The organism is Polyangiaceae bacterium, assembly GCA_020633205.1.
Taxonomy (GTDB): Bacteria; Myxococcota_A; Polyangia; order Polyangiales; family Polyangiaceae; genus JAHBVY01.
In genome coordinates, this window is the sequence record JACKEB010000011.1 from 325419 (window position 1) to 337986 (window position 12568).

Annotated in this window: 10 protein-coding genes; 3 read left to right on the plus strand and 7 right to left on the minus strand. The window is 62.2% G+C overall.

Annotation, left to right across the window (positions count from 1 at the left end):
- Nucleotides 1-2: 2 nt before the first annotated feature.
- From H6718_08050 to H6718_08065, 4 genes are all read right to left on the minus strand, one after another.
- Nucleotides 3-407, minus strand: a complete 405-nt coding sequence (locus H6718_08050) for a hypothetical protein (GenBank protein MCB9585335.1) — start codon at nt 405-407, stop codon at nt 3-5.
- Nucleotides 408-494: 87 nt separating this feature from the next.
- The gene (locus H6718_08055; GenBank protein ID MCB9585336.1) at nt 495-1646 is read right to left on the minus strand and encodes a response regulator; all 1152 of its coding nucleotides are present in this window, start codon (nt 1644-1646) and stop codon (nt 495-497) included.
- Nucleotides 1643-2671, minus strand: coding sequence for a HAMP domain-containing histidine kinase (locus H6718_08060; GenBank protein MCB9585337.1), 1029 nt, complete (start codon nt 2669-2671; stop codon nt 1643-1645). Before H6718_08060 ends, H6718_08055 begins: the two co-directional genes overlap by 4 nt.
- Nucleotides 2672-2975: 304 nt before the next feature.
- Nucleotides 2976-4322 carry a sigma-54-dependent Fis family transcriptional regulator gene (locus H6718_08065; GenBank protein ID MCB9585338.1) on the minus strand — a complete coding sequence of 449 codons (1347 nt, stop codon included), beginning with the start codon at nt 4320-4322 and terminating at the stop codon, nt 2976-2978.
- A 978-nt stretch (nt 4323-5300) separates the two neighbouring features.
- Between H6718_08065 and H6718_08070 the strand changes: the two genes are divergently transcribed.
- Nucleotides 5301-6641 carry a serine protease gene (locus H6718_08070; protein ID MCB9585339.1) on the plus strand — a complete coding sequence of 447 codons (1341 nt, stop codon included), beginning with the start codon at nt 5301-5303 and terminating at the stop codon, nt 6639-6641.
- A gap of 11 nt (nt 6642-6652) precedes the next feature.
- On the opposite strand, the gene H6718_08075 is transcribed toward H6718_08070, so the two are convergent.
- Together H6718_08075 and H6718_08080 are read right to left on the minus strand one after the other, a co-directional pair.
- On the minus strand, nt 6653-9010 hold the full coding sequence (locus H6718_08075) for a VCBS repeat-containing protein (protein MCB9585340.1): 2358 nt from the start codon (nt 9008-9010) through the stop codon (nt 6653-6655).
- A 104-nt stretch (nt 9011-9114) separates the two neighbouring features.
- Nucleotides 9115-10173, minus strand: coding sequence for a hypothetical protein (locus tag H6718_08080; protein MCB9585341.1), 1059 nt, complete (start codon nt 10171-10173; stop codon nt 9115-9117).
- A 13-nt stretch (nt 10174-10186) separates the two neighbouring features.
- Here H6718_08080 and H6718_08085 point away from each other — a divergent pair, with 13 nt between their 5' ends.
- Together H6718_08085 and H6718_08090 are read left to right on the plus strand one after the other, a co-directional pair.
- The gene (locus tag H6718_08085; GenBank protein MCB9585342.1) at nt 10187-11104 is read left to right on the plus strand and encodes a metallophosphoesterase; all 918 of its coding nucleotides are present in this window, start codon (nt 10187-10189) and stop codon (nt 11102-11104) included.
- Between the two features lie 198 nt (nt 11105-11302).
- Entirely contained in the window at nt 11303-11995 is a 693-nt protein-coding gene (locus tag H6718_08090; GenBank protein MCB9585343.1) for an SUMF1/EgtB/PvdO family nonheme iron enzyme, read from the plus strand.
- Nucleotides 11996-11997: 2 nt separating this feature from the next.
- On the opposite strand, the gene H6718_08095 is transcribed toward H6718_08090, so the two are convergent.
- Complete coding sequence (locus H6718_08095) at nt 11998-12447, minus strand: hypothetical protein (protein MCB9585344.1); 450 nt, start codon at nt 12445-12447, stop codon at nt 11998-12000.
- Between the last annotated feature and the right edge of the window lie 121 nt (nt 12448-12568).

A 12568-nucleotide genomic window follows, 5' to 3' on the forward strand; every position in this document is an offset into this window, starting at 1 on the left:
GTTTAGACAGCCGCTTCCACTGCCTCGAGGTTTCCTCGACTCTTGGTCAGCACCATACCGAGGTTGGCTGAGATTCGGCATACGACCACCAGGACCATGTCTTCGTTGCGCTTGCAGCGCTGAAACACGTGAATGAGGTTGTCGGACATGATGATGATCTCCTGAAAGTAGTGGTGACCATCGTCGCGGACTCCCCGCATCCGCTTGAACGTGCTCTCAATCGCCGAAACGTTCTGACCTTGAAACAGCTCGCCGGTTGCAGCAGCAACCAAGTCCAGAACCTCTTGTGGATGGCTATCCACCGTCTTCACCGAGAGCAGCATGCCCGTCTTCATGTCGACGAAGCCCGTTGCTACGCACTCGGGAACCGTGGACCGTACTTTGTTCAACGCATCATCAAGACTCATTGCCTTCCACCCTTCTTTTTCTCGTTCGTAGACGAACAATCAACACCGCGCGCCCAGGAGGCGCGAACAATCACTTCTTGCTGATCCTCACGGCACCAAAGGTTCCACTCTGGGAAGGGCCGCCTTGAGCTCGGCCCATCCCATGCCAATGTTCGTGGTCTTTTTGGTTACCAACATCATCACGGCCTTTCCGCCCTTCATCGTTTTCGCGAAGTGGTAGTTGTTGGCCGACGTGATGTGCACTTCTTGGAAGTAGTGCTCGCCGTCTTCGGGGATGCCCCGGTGAGCTCGCACCATTTGCTCGACGCGCCCGACGTTTGGACCTCTGAAGAGGTCCATCGTGGCCGCGGCTACGACCTCGTTCAGGGTTTGCGTGTACTGAGCCGAGTTGTGGATGCCCAGCAACATGCCTGTGTCGAGGTCAACGACACCGCACGCGACAGCGCCATCCACGTTGTTCACCACTTCCTTACAGGCCTCATCAATCTTCCCCATCATGGCTTCCTCTTCGTTTTCCCCTTCGAGCGCCGCTCCGAAGAAATCTGCTTCGCCGAGGTCGAGTTCGGCGTCGTCGCGTTGTTGTTCGTCGACTGACCGCAACAGGTCGAGCAAGAGAGATTGAAAGGAGCGTTCGATGGTCGTGGACCCGCTCTGAAACGCTCCCGTACTGAGCGATCCGGTGGGCATCGCCAAGATCGCCTTCAACGCTTCTTCACCCGTCGATTCGCCATGCTCCGCATGTACGATCTCGCCGTCTTCGAAGTGGATTTGTCCTGGGATCGTGTCGTCGACCCGCAGCGTGATCGAGCGCCGCCCGTAGTGGAACATCTGGAGCATGTCGATCAAGCTGAGGCCGTGGATAGTGCCGCGGAATCCGGTTGCGCAATCAATGGCCTGCTGGATTGCATCGAGTAGTTCTCGTGAACCGAAGGGCTTGCACAGCACCCGCACTGCGCCGAGCTCGACGGCCTTCTGATGATCCCGTGCGGTAGCGTAGGCGCTCATCAGGATTGGCCGACTGCTCAGTCCTCGTTCCCGTATGGCAAGCAACAGGTCGATGCCGTCGGCCTCTGCCATGCGCAGATCAGTGAGCACGACGTCCGATACTGCCGCTTCGAGCTGTTGCAGCGCACCATCGACGGATGACGCAGAGAGTACGTCGTATCCGTTGGCTCGAAGGTCGCGCGAGATGGCGGACACGAGTTGCTGGTCGTCGTCGACTACGAGCACCGAAGTCACAGCTCAGCAGTCCCTTCCGCTACGGGTTGTCCTTTCGGCAGCAGCACGACGATGCTGGTGCCGGTGTCGCTCGGTTCGAGCACTAGATCGCCTTGCAGGTCGCGCACGGCTTGCCGCGAGGTAGTGAGTCCCAGTCCGGTGCCCTTGGTCTTCGTAGTGAAGAATGGTTCAAAGATGCGATCGCGGAGCTGGGCTGGCACACCTGGACCGTCGTCTCGAACGCACACGCGCACCAGCGACCCACCAGATGAGTCCGCCTCGATCTCGATGTGAGCGCGCTCTCCTTTTGCTTCCGTGGCGTTCACCACCAGGTTCACGAAGACTTGTTCGATGACAATCGGGTTTCCCCTCACCCACTCAGCTCCCGGTCCTACGGTGAACGCCAGGCTGTGTTTGCCGTCGCGGAGCAGCGGCCGAACGAAGGAACCGACGCGCTCCAGGGTCTCCTTCAGCGAGAGGTCGATCTCGACCTGAGGTCCAAGTCGCGCGTAGTCGAGGAGGCCGTCTATGGTCCGCTTCAAGCGCCGACAGGCGATGCGGATGTCGTGAACGACCTCGCGAAGCTCCATCTCCTCCAGCGTGTTTTGCTGAGTGAGGAGTTCCGCGTTGTAGACAATGCTCGAAAGCGGAGCGCGAAGGTCGTGTGCGATCGCAGCGACGAGCTTGCCGGTGCTCTCGAGCCGTTGACGATGTAGTGCGCGCGAGAGCTTGAGGCGCTTGTCTGAGACCTCGCGCATCACCAACAGCAAATGGCTATCGCCCAGGAGGTACGGCGAACAGCCGAGGTACGTGCCCGGGTCGTGCTCCGGTGACCACTCGGTTGCGTCCCCGAGCTGCAGGTTGCCGAGCTGTGTCCACAGCGAGTGGGGAAGCGCAAACGGAACGGAGTCGCAGTCGATGCCCACCCGCTCGAAGGTCGACTTCGCTTGTGCGCTCAGACCAACCACCCGTCCATTGCGGTCGCACACCGCAAGGGCTGCGCCCACTTGCGCGAGGTCTAGATGCAGTCCGTCGAAGTCAGTCATCAGAGCCAGAGACTCGATGCCTATGCAACCCACAGTCCATCGCCCCTCGCGTTCTCGGGCGAGGGCACCAGCAGGATTTTGTCGCTAAAAGTGGCAGCGACGCTGACGGCGTCAGGTGGTTCTGCGCGGAAAGATGTCCTGGCTGTCGGAATCCGACACCTTGGTCAGTCGGAGTCCGTCAGTGTCCAAAACGGTGTGCGGTGGCGCCACGATCCCATCGCTGGTCGACCGAGTCGCCTGCGGGGCTGTGGGTGTCAAAGGCTTGACGCTCGGGCTTGGCCAGCGCTGCGCGTGGTCACGACGCCTAGCGGAAGCCGTACTTGCGCAGCTTGTCACGCAGGGTGGAGCGAGGGATGCCGAGACTGCGGGCAGCCAGGCTCAGGTTGTGAGCGCTGCCCTCGTACGCGGCGACGATCATATCGCGCTCGACGTCTCTCAACCCACGCACGTCCGATTGGTGTTCGCCGGAATTGAAGACAGGAAACTTCCCAGACTGCGGGTTGTGGGAGCTCCTCTGGCGCATGGCCCGCTGAAGGTCCTCTGCTTCAATCACCGCACCACCTGCGATCACCGCGGTGTGCTCGATCACCAGCTTCAACTCGCGCACGTTGCCAGGCCAGTCGTGTTGGCGAAGTACATCACCCGCGGCCTGGCTCAACTGCGTGGGGACGCCGGGATAACGCGCGGCGAACGCCTGTAGCAGATGCAAGGCCAGCGGCTCGATGTCGGCGAAGCGCTCCCTCAAGGGCAGCGTGAAAATGGTGAACCCAGCGAGTCGGAAGTAGAGGTCCGAGCGCATCTCCGAGTCGCTCTGATCGAGCACGCGGTTGGTGGCGCTGATCACACGCGCGCGGAGGGGGATGTCTCGCGTGCCCCCGAGTCTGCGAAAGCGCCGCGTTTCAAGCGCCCGAAGCAGCTTGGGCTGCAGCGCGAGGGGCATCTCCCCAACTTCATCCAGGAACACGCTGCCAGACCCAGCGGACTCGAGCAGACCGACGCGTGTCCCCCGGGCGCCGGTGAACGAACCGGGTTCGTGGCCAAACAGCTCGCTTTCGAAGAGCGCCTCCGGGATAGCTGCACAGTTGAACGACGCGAACGGTTGTTCCTCGTGCGTCAGCTTGTGGATGGCTTCGGCGACGAGCTCCTTTCCGGTTCCAGTCTCCCCCATGATCAGCACGGAGAGATCGGGGAAACGTGCAACGCTACGCACTTGATTTCGCACGTGGCGAACACCTTGAGTTTCCCCGAGGATGCGATCGGCGGCATCCCTCAGCGGTTCCACGTGGCGGGGCGCTGGATCCGCGTTGTCCGTCCCTTGCCAGCCCTTGCGGAACCTGCGGTCTAGATCGTCGATGGTCACTGGCTTCTCGACGACGTCATACACGCCGGCGCGCACTGCCGTGACAGTGGCTGGGACGTCGATATAGCCCGAGAGCAGGATTGTCAACGGTGCCGCAGGGAAACATTTTAGCTGCTGGATGACGCTCCAGCCGTCCATCTCGGACATATGCAAGTCGAGGACCAGGCCATCGAACGACTGCTTCCTCAACAATTCAATCGCGTCCACCCCGTCCGTTGCGGTCGTGACCCGATAACCCCGGCGCTCGAAGCCGTGGCGCAGGTAGCGCACGATTGCCGGATCGTCATCCACCAACAGGATGCTTCGGTTCGCGTGTCACTTCCGTTCGAGTTCACTCCACCCTCCACGAGACAACGCTTTGAGCTTAGCTGCTTCCTCGTTACACGAGAACGTCTTCGCCTTGGTTTTTTGGCCGCCGTTGCTTATTGGGCCGCCGTTGCTTGTTTGCACGTCTGGTGTGACCGCCTGGCCGACTGTCGCGGTTATCCATCTCCGCCCCGGCCAAGGTCAGCGCCCACACCTCAGGGCTATCGGTCGCGGAGCTTCCATCGTGAGCCAAGTCTGGGCCAATAAACGGCCTGTAGGACCTGCAGCTTTACTTCTTGTTCGTAGCTCTCGCAGATAGATGCAGCGCAGATCGAGGCGGCGCAGATCGAGGCGGCTCAGATCGAGGCAGTTACGGCACTGGGTTGTCGGTTACGGCACTGGGTGGCCTTGATGGCCAGAACGGCCAGGTCTCCGACAGTGTTGGCCGTTGATTCCTCGCGAAAGCGACATTCGTCAGGAGGTGTGGCTTGCCTAGCTCTCGGGCGCTTTGGAGTAACTCCAGTTTCTCCAGTGCGACGACCTCCTTCCCGAGGCTGGCATCGCCACGTTCGCATGTGGAAAAACGAGGCGCCGCAATCCTTGCGCTGCTGCACACAGGACCAGTGGAATTGGTGTGGGAGGGGGCGCGCCCCACGGATCCACCCGGGTCAGCTTCAGCTCGAACGGAGGTCCGAAACGGGCGCTCGCCGCGGCTGATCGGTTCTCACCGATGTGTGGTCAAGGGGGGGGAGAGGTAGTACCCCCAGCGTCGACAATGCCTGGCGACGTCTCGACGAGCTCCTTCGCTCGACCGACGCGACGCGGGTGAAAACCAGCGTATCTTGTCGATCATCGCGTGCTCGCTTGCTGTCTCTCCGTCGCCCGGGCGGCTTCCAACACCAGCAGACCGCGCGGAATCGTCAGACTGCTGGAGCTTTTGAGCACCGGTGATATCTTGCCGCCATGCTTGCCGTGGTGCGTCGCATCGTCTTCTTCCCGACCTCTCGTCGATTCGTTTCAAAGCTGGTGTTCGGCGCGGGCGCCAGTGCCCTGTTGCTTGTCTCGAGCTGTCTGCACCGGGGGAGCACCATCGGGCAGCGGGAGCCGGCTAGTCAGGATGATGAGCGCTGCAAGGGAGACGAGAAGTGCTTGGACGCGTGTCGGTTGGCTGAGCGCGACTCGGGGATGTTGGGGCAGTGCGCGGACATGCGGCAGAAGGTGGCGACGTTGGGCGCGGTTCCGGACGATCCGGTGCCAGCAGCCAGCGAAGAGCCCGACTGGTCAAGGGCTGGCGCCGCGCGTTCGCACGAACGCCTCGCGGCCCCAGAGCTCTTCTCCCGGGCTCTGCCATCTATCGTATATATCCGTACGGATTTGGGTGCGGGCACTGGATTCGTCGTTAGCGCCAAGGGCGTCATCGCCACCAACCTCCACGTCATCGCTGGGGCCAAGAAGATTCAGGCGTTCCTGATGAACGGCGCTGAGTTGAAGCTAAAGCCTGAGGTAGCGGCGGATCCAGAACACGACGTCGCTGCTCTGCAGACGGATATGAACGTCGCGCCTGTGGCCTTGGCCCACGTGAACGCGGTGATCATGGGGCAGAAGGTGATCGTGATCGGCAACCCGCTAGGCCTCAAGGCGACGCTGTCCGAGGGCATCGTGAGCGGCGTGCGGGAGATGGATGACAAGACCAAGGTGCTGCAAATCACCGCGCCGATTTCTCCGGGAAGCTCCGGGGGACCTATCTTCAACGAATACGGCGAGGTGATCGGAATCAGCACGTTCGTGATCCTCGGGGGCAGCAACCTTGGGTTCGGGATGCCAATTCGCTACCTGAAGGAACTGATGCTCACGCCTCACTTCCTCTCGCGGGAGGAGGTCGCGAAGCTGACGCCTCCGCACTCGTCCGGGGATGATGCAGAACCGGAGGAGAAGTCAGCTGATGCGAGCGATCTGCCGCTGATTCAGCGGGACATCCCACAGCACGACGTGAAACTCCTCAAGGGGTGTGGCCAGGGAGATTACCGCCAGATTCGAGATCTGATCGCGGAAGCGGTGAAGGTAGGCGCACCCCTCTACAACTCGAAGAACTTCCGCGCTTGTGCCCAGATCTACGAGGGGGCGTCGAGCGACCTCGAACGCAGTCTAGCGGCAAGCTGCAAAGGTCCGAAGAAGGCGCTCGCAGATGGGCGCAAGAAGGCCTCCAAGCAGGCCGACGATGCGCGCCGCGCATGGGCGCTACGCGACAGCTTCGACGGGCTGACGCGGGTGATCGACAAGCTCGAGGCCCAATCCAAACAATAGGTCCTCTAGGTCTAGCGAACTCCGCCGCAGGCCCCCGAGGCGCTGTCGGTGTCATTGTCCGTTCGGCACTGGACCCACGCATGGGGCGGGTTGCCGTCGTCCAGCACGACGAACGCTAGGGTCTGGCCCGTTGTGAGAGCCATCGAGGCGGACGGCAACTCGAGCGTGACGTCTTCGGCTTCTGCGGGCGCCAATGCCTTCGTGGTTAGCCCCTCACCAAGCTTGGTGCCGCCGGCTGTCGGGTCGCCCTCGTAGAATCCGACCAAGACGCCCGGAGGGACGCTCGCCAAGCCGATGTTCCGCACACGCGCGATCAAGCCATAGGCGCCGTCGCATTTGGGTCGCAGGTCGACCACCAGGTCTGGTGCGCTGAACTCACCGGAGGGCTGGATGTTCTGTCGGAAGTTGTTCAGCCGCGTCTGTTTCCAGTTGGCCAGTTCATTCAGGGGAATGCGGCCGTCTTCCTCGACATTGGTGACGTGATAGGTGTGCTGATTCCAGATCCGGCGCGTGCGCACCCATTTCCCTGCGGTATCTCCGAAAATCCGCACTCCGCGCACCTTCGTCGTCCCGTCGCCTAGACAGGTGATCCCAGAGTAGTCGTTGGAGATCACGATCAGATCAGCGTGCCCGTCGTTGTCCACGTCCGCGACGAGGGGGTATTCCGTCAAGGTGCCACTGGTATTGCAGGTGCTCCAGAGCTCGGTGCCGTTGGTCCCATCGTAGATGCGTAGCGTGTGTTCGTCGGCGTAGACCACCTCCGCTTTACCGTCGCCGTCGAAGTCGAATACTGAGCTACCCGTCGCGGCGGATGAACAGTCCTTGGTTTCCTTCAACCAAATATTGGTCTGATCGTTTGCGACGTTGGTGTCGAGGAGCTTGGTCCCGCCGAGCACCGTGTAGCCAATGCCTGTAGCGATGGCCACGTCCGCGGTCCCATCACCATCGAAGTCAGCGACGGTCGGCGGACCACCACCTCGAGTCGCGCCAGCCGAGCCAGCGGGGCAGTTGTTCACGAACGTCCCGTTCATGTCGATGTTTTGCCGCAGGATCTTGAAGCTGCCCGTCTCTGCGGGGTCGTAGTGCCAGACGTGGACCAGGTGGGACGCTGAGTCGACGGCGACGATCTCTGGATTGCCATCCTTGTCGAAGTCACCCATCGCCATATGCCCCGCTGTGAGGCCAGTGGCGACGAGCTGCGTTCCGTTGTGGTCGTAGACACTGGTTGGGGTCACTACCTCGAGGAAACCATCGCCAGTGATGTCGGCGAAGACTCCCGTGCTCGCGCCAGCCACGGCGAACTTGGTGCTGCCGTCGGAGCCGTTCAGCACGGCGCTGCCCGTGAGCACCTCGGGTGACCCATCGTGATCGATGTCGCCGATGCCCGGCATGAAGCAGCCCGTGGCTGTGGAGACCCAGAACTCGGTTCCGTCGGCGTGGAGCGCGCGGGTGCGCCCATCTTGCGTGCACACAATGACTTCGTTCCCCGGCTGGCCGTCGATATCGCCCCCCGCCAGGTGCGTGCCAGGGTTGAGGCGATCATCGAACGGGGTATCGGGGTGGTAGCTCCACTTCTCGACGACTTGGCCTCCGACGATGCTGATCGCGTGGAGCGTTCCATTCTGGGAGTAGATGGCCTTGCCGTTGTCTCCGGTCGCAGGCTTCGTGTACTCGAAGGTCGTAAACAGGATCTCTGGGATGTCTTTGGCGTCGACCTTGCCGTCGCAGTTGTCGTCGTCGAGTTCAATGACGATGGGCGTCATCATCACGTTGCCACCGTCCCAGTGGTACTTGAGCTCTGGGTCGAAGGCGGCAGCTGGTGGGTGGTACTCGCAGTTTTCGATGCAAGTGATGGGATCGCCCGGGTCCTGCCCAGCGGAACACTGAGGCGGCCTCGGGAGGCAGCGTCCGGTCGCTAGTGAGACGCCTCCGGTGCAGGTTGCACCTCCAGCGCCGGCGTCAGGCTCTTCAGCGGGATCCCCCAGGGAATATTCGCAGTAGTCTCCGCCACCACAGTCGTCTGAGTCGACGCAGGTTTTGCCCGGAGTCACACACTGCTGGAACGAGCAGACGTCGCTGTCGCCGCAACACACCGCGCCGCAGGCCTTATCCGCGAGGCAACAGGCGCCCTGGATGCACACACCGCCGTCGCACTCGCAGTCGCCGCCATCGACGTTGAAGGTGCCACCGCTGGAGGAACCCCCGGTGCCACCGCTTCCGGAGCCGCCGCTACCTGCGCCTGAGTCGAGGAAGTTCCCGCCGCCCACGCTGCTCCCGCTGTCCGAGCCGCAGCCATTCAGGGCGCCAGCGCCCAGCGCGATCGCTCCAATCGAAGTCAGTCCCAGTATGCCAAGTCGCTTGGTTCCCACCGGAGCAGTCTACTGGACTAACGCCCGTTCGTCTTACCAGGATGCTGACTGGCGGCCTGTTTTTGGGTGCGCTGTCAGCCATCGCGCCCTCAGTCAGCAGTGTCTCAGCTGGATTCTCTGAATCCACCAACCGGCTGGCGACGTTGTATCGGGGTACCGAGCCTCAAGCCGCGCACTGCCTTCAACGCGCTGCGTCCTAGCTTTCCAGGAGCGCCGCGAGAGATGCTGTGCCACGCGTGCTGGGTCCGATTCCATAATCCCGCGCGGAAAATTGCGATCCGCTCCCCAAGGCCGAGGGACTCCGGTCGCCGAGCCTTCGCGAATGCCTTGCGTTCTGCGATCAGGCTGCGGGCGAAACGGCGGAACGCCTGCTCAGCGTGCACCTGCTTGGCAAGGGCACCTGAGATGAACCGGGCACGCTCCTCCAGGGTCTCGAAGCGTACCGAAGCGTACCGGCTCAACGCTTGGGTGACTTGGTGCTTCGGCAGCTTGCGGATCAGCCGCGCTTCCTCGATCAGCATGCCCAGGCGTAGGTCGATTCGACCCTCCACGTAGTCGGCGTAGAGGAACGTGCGCGCGCTCGGTAGCGTGCCCTTGTACTTGGCAAAGCGCGATAGCTCGCCTTCGCCGTCCTGCGCGAACGCCCGGTCCCAGTCGATGTTGACCGGGAACCCAGAGCGTCCGAGCAGCGCGAACTGACCACAGTTGGTGTCCAGGTTGTCGAGGAACCACTCCCACGCGTGCTCCATGAGCATCACGTGACGTTGAAGCTCGCTCCACTGGGTCGTGTCCGCCGGCAGCTCAGCTTTCGGGTCCCATTTGACGAATGGCTTGAGCAAGCCGTGCAGCGTCACGCCCTCGAGCGTTACCTCGCGGATTTGCGCAGGGACAGTCGGGCGCCTGGCGAGGTCACGCAGGTGATAGGCCACCACCTCAGCCTCGAGGAGTGCGGGCTCCCCTCGCTTGAAGATGAACCGTTCGCCGTCGGGGGACTCGAGGATGTGCAGCGGCTTCGAGCCTGACTGGGGGGCAACGTCGATCTCGCGCAGCGCTCCCGCCTCGACCGTAGCGAGTTGCCTCGAGCTGAGCTGACGATGAAGTCGGCGGTTTTCTGCGCGAATACGCCGGATCAAGCTGCGATAGGAGCGGAACGGGGGTTGCATCGATCGCTTCGACATGACCGGTGATTGGCAAGCCATAGGCCAGAACGAGCGACAGCACTTTTCCCAAAATTTCGAGGTAGCGCACGTCTCGGATCTCCACTTTGGCCGCACTGAGCCACTGCGTGTTCGGGCGCTAGCAGAGGCGCTCGTTCACTCGCCCCCCGACCTCTTGGTCGTGACTGGCGATTTGACTCAACGAGCGCGCCGGTCGCAGTTCCGCCAGGCGCGTCGCTTCTTGGATGACATCCCCTGTCCCAAGCTTGTGGTGCCCGGCAACCACGACATCGCGCCATTCTTCCGGCCACTCGCGCGGCTGTTCTACCCGCGTCGCCGCTACCAACGCTTTCTCGGCGACATCGAGCTCGTGCAGCGTGACGGCTTGATCGCCATCGGCATAGACAGCGTTTCCCGCTGGCGAGCGAAGGAAGGTTCGTTGACCCGCGGTCAGCTGGCAGACGTGAGACGTGTCCTGGCCGACTTGCCTCGCGGATTCAGGATCTTGGCGTCGCATCATCCGCTGATTCACCCGGAGCGTGGCGTGCGGCACCGCGTGCCCGAACGCTTGGTGGATCTGCTGAACGAGCTGCAGATCGACGTGGCGCTGTCTGGGCACCTGCACGAGAGTTGGGCAGGGCCCCGCTGCCACTGCTCGAGCCACGACGGGCGTTTGAACACGCTCTTCGTGCAGGCATCGACAGCTACCTCCACTCGCCTGAGAGGACACCGCAACGCTTACAACCGCCTGGAGATTGGCGATGGTGGGGTGACGCTGCGGGTCGAGACCTTCGACGGCTTCGGTTTCACCACGACAGACACGCGGCGGTACGTTGCTGGTACGGAGCAGCGCCCAGCGGAGCCTGCGCTCATCGGCTTTCGCAACTCGGACTGGGAAGGCAGCTACAGACCAGACACCGGGGGTGCTACAAGTTGATGAGTGACTGGCCTCCCCTCTGCCAGGGTCGCGCTTGCCTTGTGCTTGCGCAGCTCATGCTGCGTGGTCCTCGCTTGCGTTGGCTGTGAAGCCAAAGGCCAGAGCCAGACAGCGCCTGCCCCTCCCCCCCAAACCTCAAGTTCTGTGGAGCCGCTCGCGCCATCGGCGACTGCAGTCCGGCTGAGCTGCCCGCGAGGCATGCTGCCGGTTCAGCTTCCCGAGCAGCCGAGCTTCTGCGTCGATCGCTACGAAGCTAATTTGGTGGAGGCCGATGGCGGCGCCGCGCTTGCCGCAAGTCAACGCCCTGCGCGAGGCGTGAGGTACCGTGCAGTGTCGGTTGGCGGCGTGAAACCTCAAGCTTACGTCAATCGTATGGAGGCTTCAGCGGCTTGCGAGGCTTCAGGCAAACGCCTGTGCAAGGCCCGGGAGTGGTATGCAGCGTGTGCAGGTGCCGGGCATACGAAATATCCGTACGGCAACAAGTTCGAGAAGAATCGCTGTAATGTGGACAAGGGTCACCTGCTGCACAAGCTCTTCGGAAACGTGAACTACACGTACGATGCGCACTACAACAGCCCGAAGCTGAATCTGGAGCCAGGCTTCTTGGCGAAGACCGGGGAGTACGCGGACTGCAAGAGCGAGGTGGGCGCTCAAGACATGATGGGGAACCTGCACGAGTGGGTCGCCGACGACGTGAGCGCCAAGCTCAGGCAAGAGCTGCCTCTAGAGAAGGGCGATCAGTGGCTGGGCAAGCGCGGCATGGGTGTGTTCATGGGAGGCTACTTCAGCTCCCACGGTGAGCATGGAACCGGCTGCCTGTATGTCACCGCGACCCACGCGCCGGACTACCACGACTACTCAACCGGGTTCCGCTGCTGCGCTGATCGCTAGTCCTAGAACGACGTCTGCCCCTTATCTTCATATTCCGCGAGGAATTCCCGCACGCGCTCGCGTTCCTCTGGGTTCAGGCTGTCGTGTAGGTGGGCGAGGGCCTCGCTTGGTTCATGCATCACCTTGCGGTTCTCGTACCCCGCTTCGCGTACGATGCGTTGGAGCTGCAGGTTCAGCGTCGCGTTGGTGGGCGACACCAGAATCGCGATGCGGTCGAGCCGGGTGTTCATCTTCTGGAACAACTCGGTCAGGCGATCCGCGGCGGGCTGGGGGTAGATGCGCACCGGGCGATGATCCGCACACAAGATGGGCTGCATGGTGGCGGGCGTCCTCATCACCTCCGCAGCCAGGGCCTGGGAATAAATGTCCGCGTCGTCGCGGGTTTTCAGAGCGAAGACTCTCGCTTCGATCACCCGACCAACTCGGCGCTGCATCGTGAAGGGTTCCGACACGCTGGGTCTCTAGCATGCGGAACGACCCCTGGAGGACGCAAGAGCCCAGATGTCTCACACCGGTGCCAAACCGTAGGTTTGGCGGTTCACCAGCGTACCTACCCGTTGGGGTGGGCGCGCC